Raw genomic sequence first — 16389 nt, 5'->3', positions numbered from 1 at the left:
GGGCTGCGCCGCTTGGGCGGAGCCGGCCCAAGCGGCGCTCCGCGTCGAAAACAAGCCCCCCGGAGGCGCGCTTCTCTCCGGGCCGTCACTTTCAAGGGGAGGACGATGTCATGAACGAGACTGCGACTGCGAGCGGGGTGACCGGCCCCCTTTCCCCCGAAGAGCTGCGGCGCATCGACGCCTACTGGCGCGCCGCCAACTACCTCTCCGTGGGCCAGATCTACCTCTACGACAACCCATTGCTGAAGGAGCCCTTGGCGCTTGCCCACGTGAAGCGCCGGCTCCTGGGCCACTGGGGCACCACGCCGGGGCTCAATTTCATCTACGCCCATCTTAACCGGGCGATCCGGGCTTATGACCTGGACATGATCTTCGTCTGCGGGCCGGGCCATGGGGGACCGGCGCTCGCCGCTAATGCCTGGCTCGAGGGCACCTACAGCGAACTCCATCCGGCGCTGTCCCGGGACGAGGAGGGCATGGGGCGGCTGTTCCGGCAGTTCTCCTTTCCCGGCGGCATCGGCAGCCACGCCACACCCGAGATCCCCGGCTCGATCCACGAGGGCGGCGAGCTGGGCTACGCCCTGGCCCACGCCTTCGGCGCCGCCTTCGACAACCCGGGGCTGATCGTGGCCTGCGTGGTGGGAGACGGAGAGGCGGAAACGGGGCCGCTGGCCACCGCCTGGCATTCCAACAAGTTCCTGAACCCGGCGCGCGACGGAGCGGTGCTGCCCATCCTGCACTTGAACGGCTACAAGATCGCCAATCCCGCGGTGCTCGCGCGCATCCCCAGGACCGAGCTGGAATCGCTCTTCGTCGGCTATGGCTACCAGCCCCACTTCGTCGAGGGACACGAGCCCGAGCCCATGCACCAGCAGATGGCGGCGACGCTCGATCGCGTTTTCGACGAGATCCGCGAGATCCAAGAGCACGCGCGGGGCGGACGGCTCGCCGCACGCCCGCGCTGGCCGATGATCGTGCTGGTAACTCCCAAGGGCTGGACCGGCCCGAAGGAGGTGGACGGGAAGAAGACCGAGGGCTTCTGGCGCTCTCACCAGGTGCCTCTGTCCGGGCTCGCCCAGAACCCGGAGCACCTGAAGCTGCTGGAGCGCTGGTTGAAGAGCTACCGGCCCGGGGAGCTGTTCGACGAGCGCGGGCGGCCCAGGCCCGAGCTGACGGCGCTGGCGCCCTCTGGGGAGCGGCGTATGGGGGCCAACCCCCACGCCAACGGCGGGCTCTTGCTGAAGGCGCTGCGACTTCCCGACTTCCGCGACTACGCGGTGGACGTGCCCAAGCCCGGGCAGGCGGTGGCGGAAGCGACCCGGGTGATGGGCCGCTACTTGCGCGACGTGATGAAGCTGAACGGCGAGGCGCGCAACTTCCGCGTGTTCGGGCCCGATGAGACCGCCTCCAACCGGCTCGATGCCCTGTTCGAGGTGACCGATCGGAGCTGGATGGCGGAAATCCTGCCCGAGGACGAGCATCTCGCCCCCGACGGGCGGGTGATGGAGATCCTCTCCGAGCACACCTGCCAGGGATGGCTGGAAGGCTATCTCCTTACCGGACGCCACGGGCTGTTCTCCAGCTACGAGGCGTTCATCCACATCGTGGACTCCATGTTCAACCAGCACGCCAAGTGGCTCAAGGTGGCCAAGGAAGTCCCCTGGCGGCGTCCCATTGCGTCGCTTAACATCCTGCTCACCTCCCACGTATGGCGCCAGGACCACAACGGCTTCTCTCACCAGGACCCGGGATTCATCGACCTGGTGGTGAACAAGAAGGCGGACATCGTGCGCGTCTATCTGCCCCCGGACGCCAACACCCTGCTCGCCGTGACCGAGCGCTGCCTGCAGAGCCGTAACTTGGTAAACGTGATCGTGGCGGGCAAGCAGCCCGCGCCCCAATGGCTGGACATGGACGCGGCGGTGAAGCACGTGGCGGGCGGGATCGGCATCTGGGCCTGGGCGAGCAACGACCAGGGGGCGGAGCCCGACGTGGTCATGGCCTGCGCCGGGGACGTGCCGACTCTGGAGACCCTGGCCGCTGTGACCCTGCTGCGCCGCTACGTGCCGGAACTCAAGGTGCGGGTGGTGAACGTGGTGGACTTGATGACGCTGCAGCCCCGGGAGGAGCATCCCCACGGCCTCTCAGACCGGGAGTTCGACGGGCTCTTCACCACCGACAAGCCCATCATCTTCGCCTACCACGGCTACCCCTGGCTCATCCACCGGCTCACCTACCGGCGCACCAACCACAAAAACCTCCACGTGCGCGGCTACAAGGAGGAGGGCACCACCACCACCCCCTTCGACATGGCGGTGTTGAACGACCTGGACCGCTTCCATCTGGCCATGGACGTGATCGACCGGGTGCCCAAGCTGGGCTACGCCGCGGCCTACGCCAAGCAGGCGCTGCGGGACAAGTTGATCGACCACCGGCACTACATCGAGCGTTACGGAGAAGACATGCCGGAGGTGCTCGACTGGAAGTGGCCGGGCTAGAACCTGTTTCAAGTCTGCCTGCGTCGCAGGGTGCCCTGTAGCGTGGGCTTCAGCGCACCGCCCCAAGGGTCCTTACCCGAGGGTGGCGCGTTTCGCCTTGTTCAACGTACACCGCAACTTGGCCGCGGATGCCCGCAGAGGAGAAACTCGTCTCGACCTTTATCCGTGAAGATCCGTGTTCATTCGTGGCTTGCCTCCAGCCCGCGCGCCGGCGTGAAAGTGCAAGGGCGTTGATCTGGATCAAGGCCGAGCCCAGGAAACGGGCTAGGCTTCCCGTCAAAAGACCGATGGACGCTCTCTCCGCCCCCTGCTCGAGGTTCTGCGGGCTTGGGGCGAACCGCACCGAGGAGGGATCGTGGCACCGTCCGTATGCTGCTATTACAGAGCCAATTCCATCACGCTGCACGTCAGGGGCGCTTTTGACCGGCAGGCAAGCGAGCAGAGTATAGGCGCCTATGAGCGTGTTCCCTGTGCCTGGCGCAAGCAGCTTATCGTGATTCTTGAAGCGTTGGACAAAGTGGAGGGCAGAGCGCTGGACACGCTGCTGTACTTCTGCGAGCGCTCCCTCAACCCGCACCGGGAAATCCACCTGGTCCGCTGCGACCCTCTGGTGGGCCAGATCTTGCGCAACGCGGGGCTAGAGGCGTATTACCACATATATGAGGAGCCGTTGCGCCGCACGGCGTGAAGACTGCGCCCGGGGTTGAGCCGGGGGCGGACGCTTAGCCCAAGGGAATGCCGGTCGCGGCCCAAGCGGGACGCAAGCGCGGAGGTGACCTATGTACCAGCGGATCTTTGTTCCCATTGACGGCAGCCCGGCCTCCAGCGCGGCGCTCGCCGAGGCGATCGGGCTCTCCAAGAAGCTCGGGGCCGCGATGAGGCTTGCCCATGTGTACGAGAGCTTGCGCCATACCGGCTCGGAGGGATTCATCGACCTCACCGAGCGGCTCAAGGAGGAGGGGAAGTTCCTCCTGGCCGAGGCGCAGAAACGGTGCGCCGAGTCGGGGGTGGAGGCGGATACCGTGCTGGTGGACGCCGCGGGCCGGCGGATCGCCACCGCCATCGTGGAGGAGGCCGCCCGCTGGGGAGCCCAGCTCATCGTCATGGGCACCCACGGCCGCCACGGGTTCGAGCACCTGATCCTGGGCAGCGTGGCAGAGGGCGTCGTCCGGCGCGCGGCCACGCCCGTGCTGCTGATCCGCGCCAGGTGAGCCCTGCTGCCTCGCTTTCCTCGCCCGGCGCCGGCGGCGCGGCCCGCTACCAGATGGAGACCGTCCTGCCCTCCGCCCGCAGCCGGTCGGCCCGGGCCTGGAGGAAGCGCTGGAAGTTGGGCTCACCCCGGTAGCCCTTGCTCGCCACGTAGTCCAGGGCGGTCTGGAAGTGGAAAGGCCTCAAGTACGCTTCCACCCGGAAGACCTCCCGGCCCCGCTCGTCGAAGAACACCACCGACGGGGCGAAGCCCACTTTGAGCTTGCGCCCCCACTCCCCTTCGGTGAGCCGCTCCCCGGTGGGCGTCACCAGGGGCTGCGTGCCCAGCAGGTTCACCCGCGCCACGTCGAAGCGCTGGAGCAGGGCCAGGGTCTCCGGCGCCTTGAAGGTGACCGTGTGCAGCTCGTCGCACGGGGCGCAGTCCGGCTGCTCGAACAGCACCGCCAGGGGCCGGCTCGCCGGCACCTTGTCCCGCTGCAGGACCAGGGGCGGCTTCATGAAAAAGGGCTGGTCGCGGAGCTTCCCGCTCTGGGCGCCAGCGGCTTTCGCCAGGTATTCGGGAAAGCTCATCCGGCTCTCCAACCGCTGACTCACGTAATCCAGGGCGGCGCGGAACTTGGGCGGCGGGTAGTAGCCGTTGGCCCGCAGCACCACGTCGCCCTTCTCGTCCAGGAACAGGAGCGTGGGGGTGAACTGCACCTTGAGGTGGGCGGCGAACTCCTTTTCGCTGCGCTCCTTGCCGTCGATCCAGGTGACCGGGCGATCCCCCCAGATGTTGATGGCGATCACGTCGAAGTGCTTGCGCGTCGCCTCGACGATGTCCTTCTGGGCGAAGTTCACTTCCATCAGGGTCTTGCAGTAGGGGCAGCCGTCCTGGCCGAAATACACCATGAGGCGCTTGCCCGCGGCCGCGGCCTCCCGGATGTCTTCCTTGAAGTCCAGGAAGCTCACCTTGAACCAGTCGGGAAGATGGATTTCGTTGGGGCTCGGGACGAGCTCGGAAGCTTTTTCCGCCGCCCAGACGCTGCCGGCCCACGCCAGGAGGGCGGCGGCGCAAAAACGTAACACTTGCCTCATCGTTTCCTCCTCTCGAAACCCTTTCAATACTCGGCTGAGGCTCGACTTATTCCCCGCCGCCGAGCGGTGGGACCGGGATCGGGCGGAGCGCCCCGTCGAGCAGGGTGCTCCGGGCGTTCATTCGTTGGACGCGCGCCCTGGGCGGCGGGTTCGGGTTTCCGAGCCCATGGGGCTATACTTCAACTTTTTTGGAGCTTTCGAGCTTGCGCCAGCGGCTCGCCACCGGAATCCTATGATGCCACAAGACCCTGCTGAGACCGATGTTTTGCCGCCGTCGCCTGCTGGGCGCTCGCCATCGCCCGAGGCGGTGGCGGCCTGGCGGCGGCAGCTTCGCCCGCTCCTGATCGCCCGGCGCGCCCGCCTGGACCCGGCGATTCGCAGCCGCTGCCAAGCCGCCATCACCCGGCTCATCGAGGAGACGTTCCCCGTCGGCCAGGGGTGGCTCGTAGGCCTGTGCTGGCCGTACAAGGGGGAGTACGACGCCCGTTTTCCGGCCCGCACTTTCCGTCGCCGGGGCGCGGTCACGGCGCTACCCGCCGTAGTGGACAAGCGGGGCCCCTTGGAATTCCGGGTCTGGTGGCCCGGGGCGCCCACCCGGGCCGAGGTGTTCGGCATTCCGGTGCCGGTGGGCACCCAGGTGGTCACCCCCCACGTGGTCTTCGTGCCTCCCGTGGCGTTCGACGACCGGGGTTATCGCCTGGGCTACGGCGGCGGCTACTTCGACCGCACTCTGGCCGCCACCCGGCCGCGGCCCATCGCCGTCGCGGTGGCCTACGAGATGCAGCGGCTGCCGGACTTGCACCCCCAGCCCCACGACATCCCCATGGATTTCATCGTGACGGAGGCGGGGGTGCGCCTGGTAGACGGGGAGGGGACCCGGTTCGTCGACGGGCCCACGGCCCGGGCCCACTTCGCGGCTTTGGCCCGGGCCCGGGGGCTGCCGCAGGTCGACCCGTCCCTCTGGGGGGAAGAGCAGGCGTCGCCGCCCTGCTACGCGCGGGATTTTCCGGGTTACTTCGGCGAGGAATAGCCCGGGCCCTGCCACTTCGCGGGGCCGCGGCCCATCAAACGCCTTCGGGCGGCGCTCCCCAGCGGGCGATCAGGGTATTCGCCACGCCCAGGTGGTCCAGCACCCGGGCCACAACGAAATCCACCAGGGCGTCCACCGTAGCGGGCCGGTGATAGAAGCCCGGGTTCGCGGGAAGGATGACCGCCCCGGCTCGGGCGAGCTTCAGCATGTTTTCCAGGTGGATCGCCGACAGGGGCGTCTCCCGGGGCACCAGGATGAGAGGGCGGCGCTCCTTGAGCATCACGTCGGCGGCGCGCTGGATCAGGTTCTCCGCCAGGCCCGCGGCGACGGCGGCAAGGGTCCCCATGGTGCAGGGGCAGATGACCATGGCATCGGCCGGGTTGGACCCGGAAGCGACGGGGGCGAACCATTCCTCCCGCCCGAACACCCGCAATTGCTCCGGCTGGGCGCGGAAGCGCTCGGAAAGCCAGGCTTGGGCTTCCGCGGCCCGGCCGGGCAGGCCGAGGTCCATCTCCTGGCGCGCCACCACCTGGGCCACCTGGGAATAGATCAAATACACCTGCACCCCGGCGCCGATCAGGCATTCCAGGAGCCTCACCCCGTAGGGCATGCCCGAGGCCCCGGTGAAGGCCAGGGTGACCGTCTTCACCGGGCCTCCGCGGCAGACGATGGGAGGACCGGGTCCGGCTCTCCGGCGCTCGCGAGCAGCCGCGCGGCCACCAATCCGTTCACGGTGCCGAAGACGAGGGCGGCCAGGGCGAACACCGGCGAGAGCTTGAGCACCGCGGTTGCTGGCAGGAGCCAGGCCGCGGCCAGGGCGAGCTGGCCCGCCACGTGGGCAAGCGCGGCGATCACGCTGTGGGACACCGGGCCGAACCAGGTCCGGGGCAGCCGGCAGGCCAGGGCCAGAGCCCCGAGGCTCGCGCCGGCGCCGGCCAGGCTCAGGAAGAAGCCCGGAGTGAAGAAGCTGCCGAAGGCGATCGCCGCCGCCACCACCCGCAGCAGGGACACCCAGGCCGCGGTGGCGAACCCGTAACGCGCCAGTACCACCAGCACCACGATGTTGGCGAGCCCCGGCTTCACGCCGGGGATCGGGGTGGGGATGGCGGCGTCCACCAGCGCCAGGCCCAGGGCCCAGGCGGCGAGCCGGGCGAGGCGGCGATCCTCCGCGGTGACCGAAAGCTCAATAGGCGAGGGAGTCATAACGTCGGGTCGCGCCCGCCAGCTCCACGCTCACCTGGTTGGGCAGGCACACCGCCACGTCGCCGGGGTGGGCCAGCCAGCCCCGCTTGACGCAAAGCTGGAGGGGGCTCGGGTCGGCTTCCACCCGCACCCGGCCTTCGGCCACCCGTATGCGGGTCTCGCCCAGGGGTCCGGGGACGCTCATTACCCGATCCCGGTGGAGATCCAGCTCGGCGAACACCTGTCCCCCCGCCCGGACCAGGGCCCGCTCGGCCGCCCCGGGCCGCCAGGCATGCAGGGCGAGGAGCGCGGTGAGGGCCGCGGCGGCGGCGAGCACCAGGACGTCGCCCGCTTTCACCGGCAGCCCGAAGGGCACGGAACGAATGCGCCGAGGCATCCGGCTACTTTAGCACGAGTCAGGAAAGCTCCCGGTGGCGCACCAGCACCTGGTATTCGGCGCGAAAATGGGCGGCGAGGCGCTCCACCATGTACACCGAACGGTGCTGGCCGCCGGTGCAGCCCAGGGCTACGGTCAGGTAGCTGCGGTTGTCCTGGATGAAGCAGGGAAGCCAGTTGGAGACGAAAGCGTGGATGTCGGCCAGCATGCGCGCCACGTTGGGGATGCTTTCGAGGAACGCGATCACTTCCGGGTCCTTGCCCGTCAGGGGCCGCAGCCGCGGATCGTAATGGGGGTTGGGCAGGCAGCGCACGTCGAACACCAGGTCCGCGTCCAGGGGGATGCCGTGCTTGAAGCCGAAGGACTGGAACAGCAGCGTCAGCCGCGAGCGGTCGATGTGGATGAAGTCCTTCACCCAACTGCGCAGCGTGTTGGGCGAAAGCTCGCTGGTGTCGATGCGGTGGGCGCCGTCGGCGATGTCGGCCAGCAGCTCCCGCTCCCGCTCGATGCACTCGGGAAGGGTGAGCTCGCCGGTGGCGAGCGGGTGGCGCCGGCGCGTCTCGGAGAAGCGCTGGACCAGGGTTTCCGTGTTCGCCTCGAGAAACAGCAGGCGCGCGTCCACCCCCCGCGCCCGCAGGGCCGCGATCTGGGCGGGCAGCAGCTCAAGGCCGTCGCCGCTCCTCGCGTCGATGGAAACGGCCGCCCGGGCGTAACCGTGGCGCTCGAAGTAGGCGGCCGTCTCGGGAAGGAGCCGCACGGGGAGGTTGTCCACGCAGTAGTAGCCGGCGTCCTCGAGCACCTTGAGGGCGATGCTCTTGCCCGATCCGGAGAGGCCACTGATGAAAATGATCTGCATGGGCCGGGCCATGGCGAAGCCGGAAGAGGGCGCTCGGCAGGCTCGGGCGTCCGCCCCTCGGCCTCAATCGTCCGCTTCCGGCGGAGCGCCCTCGTTCGTCATGTGGCGCTCGTGGCGGCGGATGAACTCCCGCGTGCTGTCGTAGCCGCGCAACTGCAGGATGGTGTTGCGCACTGCCGCCTCCACCAGCACGGCGAGGTTCCTCCCGGCGGCGACGGGGATGTTCACCCGCCGCACGGGAACGCCCAGCACCTCCTCGAAGCTCGCCTCCAAGGGCAGCCGCTCCATGGAGGCGAGGTCGGTGCCGGCGGGCCGTTCCAGGTGGACGATGAGCTTCAGGTTCATTTTCGGGCGCACCGAGGTCTCGCCGAAGATGGTGCGGATGTTGAGGACCCCGAGGCCGCGCACCTCGAGAAAGTCCCGCAGCAGGGGCGGGCAGCGCCCCTCTAGCGTCTCGGGCGCCACCCGGTAGATCTCCACGATATCGTCGGCCACCAGCCCGCTGCCGCGGGAGATGAGCTCCAGGCCCAGCTCGCTCTTGCCCACGCCCGAGTCTCCCGTGATCAGCACCCCCATGCCCAGCACGTCGAGGAACACGCCGTGCATGGACACGGACGGGGCGAGGGCCTTGTGCAGGTAATGCCGCAGCAGCCACATGAGCTCCAGGCTCGCCTGGGGCGAGGCGAGGAGCGGCGTGGCGGTCTCGTCGGCGAGCCTCTTCAAGATCTCCGGCGGCTTTTCGTCGCCTGCCACGATGAAGCACACCGTTCCCGTCTCGAACAACTGGTGCAGGGGCGCCGCGTCCAGGTGGGAGATGTAGTCCGTCTCCGAGGTGGAGAGCACCTGGATCCAGTTGGGATGGATGAAGTTGAGGTGGCCGATCAGGCCTTTGGTGGAATGCAGGATCGCCTCCGAGTCGAGGAACTTGGACGCGCCTTCCCGTCCCGCGACCCAGCGCAGGGCCAGTTTTTCCCGGTTGTCCTCAAACAGCCGCGCTACGCTGACTCGGGGCATGCGGCTCCCAGTTTTCGAACAGCAGATGCACGTCGTGGGGGGTCTTGGCCGCGAGCAGCCTCTCCCGGAACGACTTGTCGCTGAACATCTGCGCCAGCTCGGAGAGGATCTGCAGGTGCTGGTCGGTGGCCCGCTCCGGCACCAGCAGCACGAAGATGAGCTGCACGGGCTTGTTGTCCGGGGCATCGAAGGCGATGGGATCGCGCACGCGCACGAACGCGCCCACCGCCTCCTTGAGGCCCTTGATGCGCCCGTGGGGGATGGCCACCCCCTGGCCCAAGCCGGTGGAGCCGAGCTTCTCGCGCGCGAACAGGCAGTCGAAACAGAGGCTGCGGGCGATGTGCATCTGGTTCTCGAACAGCAGCCCCACCTGCTCGAAGACGCGCTTCTTGCTGGCGCACTCCAGGTCGAGGAGGATGTGGGATTCGGGAAGCAGCTTGGCGATCAGGTTCATGGTGCGTCGTCAGAAAAAGATCGCGGCCCGGCGGACGCGGGGGCCTGCCGGCGCCCGGGTAGCGCGGGCCCCTTTCCGCGGGCCGTCCAGGACGGTCTCCACGGCTTCCTATTCACTGGACATTTGCTTCAGGCTCGCGCCGTTGCGCCGGTCGACCTGCTTCTCCTTGTGCCGCAGCACGGTGCGGTCGAGCTTGTCCGCTAGGCTGTCGATGGCGGCGTACATGTCCGCGTCGTCGGCCTCGGCGAAGAGGTCCTTGCCGCGCACGCGCACGGTGGCCTCCGCCTTGTGGCTCGCTTTTTCCACCGAGAGGATCACGGTCACGTCGATCACGTGGTCGAAGTGCCGGGTGACCCGCGCGAGCTTGGAGGTCAGGTAATCGCGGATCGCCGGCGTCACGTCGATGTGATGTCCGGTCACGGTGAGGTTCATGGCGTCTCCTCTGTCAAAGGGATTTGCGCAGGTTCGCCGGAAGGATCTGCATGGATTCGCGGTACTTGGCGACGGTGCGGCGCGCCACCATGATGCCCTGCTGGCCGAGAATCTCGGAAATCTGGCTGTCGGAGAGGGGGCGCCGGGAATCCTCCGCGCTCACCAGTTGCTTGATGAGGGCGCGGATGGCGGTGGCGGAACAGGCGCCGCCCGCTTCCGTCTGTACGTGGCTGCCGAAGAAGTACTTGAGCTCGAAGGTGCCCCGCGGGGTGAGCATGTACTTCTGGGAGGTCACCCGCGACACGGTGGACTCGTGCAGCCCCAGCGTCTCGGCGATCTCCCGCAGTACCAGCGGGCGCATGGCCACCTCGCCGTGCTCGAAGAAGTGCCGCTGGCGGTCCACGATGGCCTGGGAGACCCGCAGGATGGTGTCGAAGCGCTGCTGCACATTCTTGATCAGCCACTTCGCCTCCTGGAGCTGGGCCGCGAGCTGCTGGTGGCTCGCGTCCCGGTTGCGGCTCAGGATGTCGGCGTACATGCGGTTGATGCGCAGCTTCGGCATCGCCTCGGGGTTCAAGCTCGCGACCCAGACCCCTTTCACCTTCTTGACGATCACGTCCGGCACCACGTAGCGGGTCTCGACCTGGGCGAAGTCCGAGCCCGGCCGCGGGTTGAGCCGCGTGATCAGGGTCTGCACCTGCTTGAGGCAGGCGTCGTCGCAGCCTAGGAGGCGCTTCAGCTTGTTGTAGTCCCGGGCCGCCAGCGTTTCCAGGTGGTTTTCCACCACCGCGAGCGCCTCTTTCAAGCGGGGCGTGTCCTCCGGGAGGGCCTTCAACTGCAGCAACAGGCACTCCTTGAGGTTGCGCGCGCCGACGCCCGGGGGGTCTAGGCTCTGCAGGTGTCGGAGGGCGATCGCCAGCTCGTCCCGTTCCACGCCCAGCTCCGGGGGCAGCAGCGCCAGGAGCTCGTCCAGGTCCTGGGTGAGGTAGCCGTCGTCGTCCAGGGCGTCCACCAGGAGCTGGGTGAGCCTGCGGTCGCGCTCGGAAAGCTGGGTGAGGCTCAACTGCCAGTACAAGTGCTCACGCAGGGTGGGGGTGTCGGCGGCGAGCTGGGGATAGCCCATGTCCTCGCCGTCGTCCCGGGAACCGTGGTAGGAGCCCTCGTCCTCGATCCAGCCCGAATCCGGGGCGCTGCCCGCCTCCGGCGCCTCCGCCCCCGCGCCGGGCGCCGGCGCGTCCAGGGACTCGATACGGGGCTCCGCGCGCTCGGAAGAAAACGCGGGCGGCGACTCTTCGTCCTCCTCCCGTTCGAGCAAGGGGTTTTCCTGCAGGATGCGCTCCACCTCCTGGTTCAGCTCCAGAGTGGAGAGCTGGAGGAGCCGAATGGACTGCTGCAACTGGGGCGTCAGCGCGAGGTGCTGCGTCAGCTTAAGCTGCAGGGAAGGCTTCATGGGGCCGGGACGGGGTGCGGAATGAAAGTTGCTCTATTGGCTTAACGCCATGATTTATAGTCTGAAATTCTCGCCCAGATAGACCTTGCGAACGCTCTCATTATAAATGATTTCCTCCGGTTTGCCGTTGGCCAGGACCAGCCCCTCGTTGATGATGTAGGCCCGGTCGCAGATCCCCAGGGTTTCGCGCACGTTGTGGTCGGTGATCAGGATGCCGATGCTTCGCTCCTTCAGGAAGCCCACGATCTTCTGGATGTCGAGCACGGCGATGGGATCGACGCCGGCGAAGGGCTCGTCGAGCAGGATGAAGCGCGGGCGGCTGGCCAGCGCCCGGGCGATCTCCACGCGCCGGCGCTCGCCGCCGGAGAGGCTTACGGCGGGGCTTTCGCGCAGGTGGGTGATGTGCAGCTCGTGGAGCAGGTCCTCCAGCTCGTTTTCCACCTCGTCGGGATCGTCGGTGTGCAGCTCCAGCACCGCCCGGATGTTGTCGGCCACGTTGAGGCGCCGGAAGATGGAGGCCTCCTGGGGGAGGTAGGAGAGCCCCAGCCGGGCGCGGCGGTGGATCGGCATGTGGCTGAGCTCCCGGTCGTCCAGGAAGATGCGGCCTCGGGTGAGGGGCACCAGCCCCACCATCATGTAGAAGCAGGTGGTCTTCCCCGCCCCGTTGGGTCCCAGCAGGCCCACCACCTCGCCGCTCGCCACCTCCAGGGAGACGTCCTTGACCACCGTGCGGGAGCGGTAGCGTTTTTCCAGTCGCTCGACCCTGAGGGTGCTCATGGCGTATCCCATCGAGATCGTATGTTGCGGCGGGCGGAGGGGAACGGGCTTCAGCGCGGGCGGCCGCCGGCAGAGCCTTGCGCGCGCTCCTGGGGGTCGCGGCTCTTCGGCTGGATCACGGCGCGCACCCGGCCCGACGAGCCGCTCGCCTTGTTCTCCCCCTTGGCGGATCCCAGCACGCGGAACAGCTCGGTCTGGGCGCTGTAGGAGATGTAGCTTCCCCGCACCTCGTCCTGGCCGCGGCGCATGCGCGCGTCCTCGAACAGCTCCAGGGTCTCGGTGCGGCTGTCGTACTCCATGCGCTTGGCCCAGCCTTCGATCCACTCGTCGGTGCCCTCCCGCTTTTGGCGGAAAGACGCGGGATCGCCGTAGGCCACACCGCGCTGGAAACCGTCCGCGCTCTGAGTCACCACCAGGCGGTCGGCCCGGATGGTGAGGGTGCCCTGGGTAAGCACCACGTTGCCGGTGAACACCGCCGTCTTCTTGGCGTCGTCGAAGGTGCCGCTGTCCGCCTCCAGGTAGACCGGCTGCTCCCGGTCGGGTTTCGGCGCCTGGGCAAGAGCGGTTCCCCAGGCGAGCGCCGCCGCGGCGAGCAACGGGGCGAGCCACGTCCCGGCCCGATCAACGCCCGTTCGCCAGCGCATAGCGGCCTTTGATCCTCTGGATCGTCACGGTCTGCGTCTTCCGGTCGAATTCTAAGCCAACGCCGTGGATCACGGTATTCGCGTCCTCCAGCGTCACGGGCTGATCGGTCCTCGCCAGCTCCTGGCCGGGGAGGATGTGGAGGTAGCTGGTGGTGAGCACCGCCCCGCCTTCCTCGATGCCGCCGCCCCGTTCGATGCGAACCTCGTCCATCAGGTGCACGTGCTCGCCGTCGGCGGTGATCGTTCCCCGGCGGGCGGAGACGTGCACCGGGGGCTTCTCCGGCTCGGTGATCAGCACCCGCGGCTCCTCCACGTGGGCCGTGTCGTCGTCCGGGTAATGGATGAGCCGCCGGCCCGTGATCACGTAGCGGGAGCGGCCGTCTGGGCCGAGCTGCACCGCGGAGAAGCCCTCGGCGATGAAGTCCGGGTCGTGGCGCAGGGTGGCGGTGAGGTCCGGCGCCGGCGGCTGCACCGCGCGGTCCAGCCAGTAGGTGAGGGCCGCCAGCGCCGCGAGGAGCAGCAGGGGAAAAAAGGAAGCCAGGCGATCCAGGGCGCGAAGGTGATCCACAGCGAGAGTTGCGGCGCTCAACGCAGGTAAGGCGCGAGAGCGCCGTCCAAGGTTCCTTGGGCCCACATGATCAGCTCGCAGGCCTCGCGCACCGCGCCGCGACCGCCCTTCGCCCGGGTGACGAAGTGGGCGTGCCGCCTGACCAGGGCCGGCGCGTCGGGCACGGTGATGGCCAGTCCGCAACGGCGCATCACCGGCAGGTCCACCACGTCGTCGCCCATGTAAGCCGCTTCCCGCCCTTCCAGTCCCATTTCCCCCAGCAGCTTTTCCAGCACCGAGGCCTTGTCGTCGACGCCCTGGAACAGGAATTCCACCCCCAGGTTGCGTGCCCGTTGCTCCACCAGCCGGGAACTGCGGGCAGTGATGACGGCGAGATGCACTCCCGTGGCGGCCAGCATCTTGAGCCCGTGGCCGTCCAGGGTGCCGAACGCCTTCAGCGCGTCGCCGGCCTCCGCGTAGTAGAGCCGCCCGTCGCTCAGCACCCCGTCCACATCGAAGGCGGCGAGGCGGATCAAGCGGGCGCGGGCGAGAAGCGGATTCATGGAGCGGGCGCTGGCGGCGCAGAGGAGCCCGTGGAAGGGGGCGAACCCTCGGTGCGTAACGGTGGGCAAGTATAGCAGAGCCCGGCCGGAGTCCGTCCGGCCGCTGTCCCAAATTCCGGCCGGTAGGGCATGATTACGGCCCATGCTCCACGACACCCTCCAGATCGCCCTCATCGTCCTCGCCGCCGCGGTGACGGTGGTGGTGGCGTTCCGCCGGCTCGGCCTGCCGCCCCTCCTGGGCTACCTGCTGGTGGGCATCCTGGTGGGGCCCCACACCCTGGGCTGGGTGGCGGAGAGCGCCGAGGCGAGCTACCTGGCGGAGTTCGGCGTGGTGTTCCTCATGTTCACCATCGGGCTGGAGTTCAGCCTGCCGCGCCTGCGCACCATGCGGCGGGAGGTGTTCGGCTTCGGCGCCGCTCAGGTGGTTTCCACCATCGTGCTCGTCATGCTGCTCGCCGCCGCCCTCGGGGCCTCGTGGCAGGCAGGCTTCGCCATGGGCGCGGTGCTCGCCATGTCCTCCACCGCCATCCTGGGCAAGATGCTGGCTGAGCGCCTCGAGCTCAACGCCCCCCACGGGCGGGCCATCATCGGCGCCGCCCTGTTCCAGGACCTGGCGGTGGTGCCCCTCCTGATCGCGATCCCTGCCCTGGCCCGTCCGGGGGAGGAGCTCGCTTGGGCGCTCGGCCTGGCAGTCATCAAGGCGGCGCTGGTGCTGTTCGTTATCCTGGTGCTGGGGCAGCGGCTGATGCGGCCCTGGTTCCACCTGGTGGCGCGGCAGAAGTCTTCCGAGCTTTTCATCCTCAACGTGCTGCTCACCGTTTTGGGGCTCGCCTTCCTTACCCAGCAGGCGGGGTTGTCGCTCGCGCTGGGCGCGTTTCTCGCCGGCGTGCTCATCTCCGAGACCGAGTACCGCTACCAGGTGGAGGAGGACATCCGGCCGTTCCGCGAGGTGCTGCTGGGCTTCTTCTTCGTCACCATCGGCATGCTCCTCGACTGGCGGGCGGTGGTCGCCAACTGGGCCTGGGTGGCGGCCACCTTCGCTCTGCTGGTGGCGGCCAAGGGGGCCCTCATCGCGGCTCTCTCCCGGCTGGTGGGCACCGATCCCGGCGTGGCGCTGCGCACCGGGCTGGCGCTCGCCCACGCCGGGGAGTTCGGCTTCGTGCTGCTGCAGCTCGCGGGCCGCCACGCCGTGGTCGATCCCGCGGTCATGCAGTCCCTGCTGGCCGGCATGGTGCTGTCCATGCTGGCGGCGCCGTTCCTGATCCAGTACAGCGAGCCCCTGGTGCGCCGCTTCGCTTCCGGAGAGTGGATGGCGCGCGCCCTGGAGCTGCACCGCATCGCGGTGCAGACCATGAGCGCAGAGGGGCACGTGATCATCTGCGGCTACGGCCGCAGCGGCCAGAACCTGGCGCGGATGCTGGAGCGCGAAGGAGTGCCTTTCATCGCCCTCGACCTGGACCCCCGGCGCATCCAGGAGGCCGCCGCCGCCGGCGAGAGCGTGGTCTACGGGGACGCGGCGCGGCGCGAGGTGCTGATCGCTGCGGGCCTGAAGCGGGCCAAGGCCCTGGTGGTCACCTACGCTAACACGCCTTCCGCGCTGCGGGTCCTGTCGGCGGTGCACCGGGAGCGGCCCGATCTTCCCGTGCTGGTGCGCACCGTCGATGACAGCGACATCGATGTGCTGCTCGAGGCCGGGGCGGCCGAGGTGGTGTCCGAGATCATGGAAGGGAGCTTGATGCTGGGTTCCCAGGCCCTGTTGCTGCTGGGGGTGCCCCTCAACCGGGTGCTCAAGCGCATCCGCGAAGCGCGCCGCGAGCGCTACGCCCTGTTCCGGGGATTTTTCCGCGGCGAGAGCGACGAGCTCCTGGAATCGCCCGAGAAGCCGCAGCCGCGGCTGCACGGCGTGCTGGTAGCCCCGGGCGCAGCGGCCATCGGCCGCACGCTAGAAGAATTGCGGCTCGGGGAATTGCAGGTGGAAGTCACCGCCATCCGCCGACGCGGTATCCGCGCCCTGGCGCCGACGCCGCAAACGCGGTTGGAGGAGGGCGACGTGGTGGTGCTGCTGGGAACGCCCGAGGCGCTCGCCGCCGCCGAGATGCGGCTGTTGCAAGGGTGAGACACCGCGGGTTCGTCGCTCCGCAGGGTGTGCGGAGCGCAGCCTGCCTGCTCGCACGGATCCCGGCAGGCAGGCGAAACGCACCGCAAGCGCGCCGGTGAGCGGTGCGCCAACGCGTACCCTACAAGTTCTGCGAGCGAGAT

The 16389-nt window shown here is 68.5% G+C and carries 18 protein-coding genes; 5 read left to right on the top strand and 13 right to left on the bottom strand.

The annotated features are described in order from the left end of the window. Window positions 1-110 precede the first annotated feature (110 nt). The 3 genes from ACUVYZ_RS06095 to ACUVYZ_RS06085 all read left to right on the top strand — a co-directional run bounded on the left by ACUVYZ_RS06095 (window position 111) and on the right by ACUVYZ_RS06085 (window position 3709). On the top strand, window positions 111-2498 hold the full coding sequence (locus tag ACUVYZ_RS06095) for a phosphoketolase family protein (protein ID WP_439933246.1): 2388 nt from the start codon (window positions 111-113) through the stop codon (window positions 2496-2498). Window positions 2499-2853: 355 nt separating this feature from the next. Beyond that, window positions 2854-3186, top strand: coding sequence for a hypothetical protein (locus tag ACUVYZ_RS06090; protein WP_439933247.1), 333 nt, complete (start codon window positions 2854-2856; stop codon window positions 3184-3186). 91 nt (window positions 3187-3277) lie between these two features. After that, window positions 3278-3709: a universal stress protein gene (locus tag ACUVYZ_RS06085; RefSeq protein ID WP_439933248.1), complete on the top strand. Its 432-nt coding sequence runs from the start codon at window positions 3278-3280 to the stop codon at window positions 3707-3709. Between the two features lie 46 nt (window positions 3710-3755). Here the strand turns inward: ACUVYZ_RS06085 and ACUVYZ_RS06080 are convergent, their stop codons facing one another. After that, a complete protein-coding gene (locus ACUVYZ_RS06080) occupies window positions 3756-4784 on the bottom strand; it encodes a thioredoxin family protein (protein ID WP_439933249.1) in 1029 nt (342 codons plus the stop codon). A gap of 232 nt (window positions 4785-5016) precedes the next feature. Between ACUVYZ_RS06080 and ACUVYZ_RS06075 the strand changes: the two genes are divergently transcribed. After that, window positions 5017-5814, top strand: coding sequence for a 5-formyltetrahydrofolate cyclo-ligase (locus ACUVYZ_RS06075; RefSeq protein ID WP_446033043.1), 798 nt, complete (start codon window positions 5017-5019; stop codon window positions 5812-5814). Between the two features lie 34 nt (window positions 5815-5848). Here the strand turns inward: ACUVYZ_RS06075 and ACUVYZ_RS06070 are convergent, their stop codons facing one another. The 12 genes from ACUVYZ_RS06070 to ACUVYZ_RS06015 all read right to left on the bottom strand — a co-directional run bounded on the left by ACUVYZ_RS06070 (window position 5849) and on the right by ACUVYZ_RS06015 (window position 14130). After that, complete coding sequence (locus ACUVYZ_RS06070) at window positions 5849-6463, bottom strand: flavin prenyltransferase UbiX (RefSeq protein WP_439933251.1); 615 nt, start codon at window positions 6461-6463, stop codon at window positions 5849-5851. Continuing rightward, on the bottom strand, window positions 6460-7017 hold the full coding sequence (locus tag ACUVYZ_RS06065; protein WP_439933252.1) for a Gx transporter family protein: 558 nt from the start codon (window positions 7015-7017) through the stop codon (window positions 6460-6462). Before ACUVYZ_RS06065 ends, ACUVYZ_RS06070 begins: the two co-directional genes overlap by 4 nt. After that, window positions 6998-7372, bottom strand: a complete 375-nt coding sequence (locus tag ACUVYZ_RS06060) for a NusG domain II-containing protein (RefSeq protein ID WP_439933253.1) — start codon at window positions 7370-7372, stop codon at window positions 6998-7000. Before ACUVYZ_RS06060 ends, ACUVYZ_RS06065 begins: the two co-directional genes overlap by 20 nt. A gap of 40 nt (window positions 7373-7412) precedes the next feature. After that, on the bottom strand, window positions 7413-8249 hold the full coding sequence (gene rapZ, locus ACUVYZ_RS06055) for an RNase adapter RapZ (RefSeq protein WP_439933407.1): 837 nt from the start codon (window positions 8247-8249) through the stop codon (window positions 7413-7415). Window positions 8250-8312: 63 nt separating this feature from the next. Then, window positions 8313-9263, bottom strand: coding sequence for an HPr(Ser) kinase/phosphatase (gene hprK / locus ACUVYZ_RS06050; RefSeq protein ID WP_439933254.1), 951 nt, complete (start codon window positions 9261-9263; stop codon window positions 8313-8315). Continuing rightward, on the bottom strand, window positions 9232-9717 hold the full coding sequence (gene ptsN / locus ACUVYZ_RS06045) for a PTS IIA-like nitrogen regulatory protein PtsN (RefSeq protein ID WP_439933255.1): 486 nt from the start codon (window positions 9715-9717) through the stop codon (window positions 9232-9234). Before ptsN ends, hprK begins: the two co-directional genes overlap by 32 nt. Before the next feature lie 108 nt (window positions 9718-9825). Continuing rightward, window positions 9826-10149: a ribosome hibernation-promoting factor, HPF/YfiA family gene (gene hpf, locus ACUVYZ_RS06040; RefSeq protein WP_439933256.1), complete on the bottom strand. Its 324-nt coding sequence runs from the start codon at window positions 10147-10149 to the stop codon at window positions 9826-9828. Window positions 10150-10162: 13 nt separating this feature from the next. Further along, window positions 10163-11599 carry an RNA polymerase factor sigma-54 gene (locus tag ACUVYZ_RS06035; protein ID WP_439933257.1) on the bottom strand — a complete coding sequence of 479 codons (1437 nt, stop codon included), beginning with the start codon at window positions 11597-11599 and terminating at the stop codon, window positions 10163-10165. A gap of 54 nt (window positions 11600-11653) precedes the next feature. Continuing rightward, window positions 11654-12376: an LPS export ABC transporter ATP-binding protein gene (lptB, locus tag ACUVYZ_RS06030; protein ID WP_439933258.1), complete on the bottom strand. Its 723-nt coding sequence runs from the start codon at window positions 12374-12376 to the stop codon at window positions 11654-11656. 50 nt (window positions 12377-12426) lie between these two features. Continuing rightward, on the bottom strand, window positions 12427-13020 hold the full coding sequence (gene lptA, locus ACUVYZ_RS06025; RefSeq protein ID WP_439933259.1) for a lipopolysaccharide transport periplasmic protein LptA: 594 nt from the start codon (window positions 13018-13020) through the stop codon (window positions 12427-12429). Continuing rightward, window positions 12998-13588 carry an LPS export ABC transporter periplasmic protein LptC gene (gene lptC / locus ACUVYZ_RS06020; RefSeq protein WP_439933260.1) on the bottom strand — a complete coding sequence of 197 codons (591 nt, stop codon included), beginning with the start codon at window positions 13586-13588 and terminating at the stop codon, window positions 12998-13000. The genes lptA and lptC overlap by 23 nt, the downstream gene beginning before the upstream one ends. Before the next feature lie 17 nt (window positions 13589-13605). Further along, entirely contained in the window at window positions 13606-14130 is a 525-nt protein-coding gene (locus ACUVYZ_RS06015) for a KdsC family phosphatase (protein ID WP_439933408.1), read from the bottom strand. A 142-nt stretch (window positions 14131-14272) separates the two neighbouring features. On the opposite strand from ACUVYZ_RS06015, the gene ACUVYZ_RS06010 reads away from it, so the two are divergent. Then, window positions 14273-16246 carry a monovalent cation:proton antiporter-2 (CPA2) family protein gene (locus ACUVYZ_RS06010; protein WP_439933261.1) on the top strand — a complete coding sequence of 658 codons (1974 nt, stop codon included), beginning with the start codon at window positions 14273-14275 and terminating at the stop codon, window positions 16244-16246. The last annotated feature ends 143 nt before the right edge of the window (window positions 16247-16389 follow it).

It is taken from the genome of Pelomicrobium sp. P1 (assembly GCF_052805615.1).
The sequence above is the reverse complement of the archived record's forward strand: the minus strand, read 5'-3'. Positions and strand labels throughout refer to the sequence as shown.

What these genes read in the sequence shown, in the direction of transcription:
- ACUVYZ_RS06095 (WP_439933246.1), top strand. Translation starts at nt 111, where the DNA reads ATGAACGAGACTGCGACTGCGAGCGGGGTGACCGGCCCCCTTTCCCCC.
- ACUVYZ_RS06085 (WP_439933248.1), top strand. Translation starts at nt 3,278, where the DNA reads ATGTACCAGCGGATCTTTGTTCCCATTGACGGCAGCCCGGCCTCCAGC.
- ACUVYZ_RS06080 (WP_439933249.1), bottom strand. Translation starts at nt 4,784, where the DNA reads ATGAGGCAAGTGTTACGTTTTTGCGCCGCCGCCCTCCTGGCGTGGGCC.
- ACUVYZ_RS06075 (WP_446033043.1), top strand. Translation starts at nt 5,017, where the DNA reads ATGATGCCACAAGACCCTGCTGAGACCGATGTTTTGCCGCCGTCGCCT.
- ACUVYZ_RS06065 (WP_439933252.1), bottom strand. Translation starts at nt 7,017, where the DNA reads ATGACTCCCTCGCCTATTGAGCTTTCGGTCACCGCGGAGGATCGCCGC.
- rapZ (WP_439933407.1), bottom strand. Translation starts at nt 8,249, where the DNA reads ATGCAGATCATTTTCATCAGTGGCCTCTCCGGATCGGGCAAGAGCATC.
- hprK (WP_439933254.1), bottom strand. Translation starts at nt 9,263, where the DNA reads ATGCCCCGAGTCAGCGTAGCGCGGCTGTTTGAGGACAACCGGGAAAAA.
- ptsN (WP_439933255.1), bottom strand. Translation starts at nt 9,717, where the DNA reads ATGAACCTGATCGCCAAGCTGCTTCCCGAATCCCACATCCTCCTCGAC.
- hpf (WP_439933256.1), bottom strand. Translation starts at nt 10,149, where the DNA reads ATGAACCTCACCGTGACCGGACATCACATCGACGTGACGCCGGCGATC.
- ACUVYZ_RS06035 (WP_439933257.1), bottom strand. Translation starts at nt 11,599, where the DNA reads ATGAAGCCTTCCCTGCAGCTTAAGCTGACGCAGCACCTCGCGCTGACG.
- lptB (WP_439933258.1), bottom strand. Translation starts at nt 12,376, where the DNA reads ATGAGCACCCTCAGGGTCGAGCGACTGGAAAAACGCTACCGCTCCCGC.
- lptA (WP_439933259.1), bottom strand. Translation starts at nt 13,020, where the DNA reads ATGCGCTGGCGAACGGGCGTTGATCGGGCCGGGACGTGGCTCGCCCCG.
- ACUVYZ_RS06015 (WP_439933408.1), bottom strand. Translation starts at nt 14,130, where the DNA reads ATGAATCCGCTTCTCGCCCGCGCCCGCTTGATCCGCCTCGCCGCCTTC.
- ACUVYZ_RS06010 (WP_439933261.1), top strand. Translation starts at nt 14,273, where the DNA reads ATGCTCCACGACACCCTCCAGATCGCCCTCATCGTCCTCGCCGCCGCG.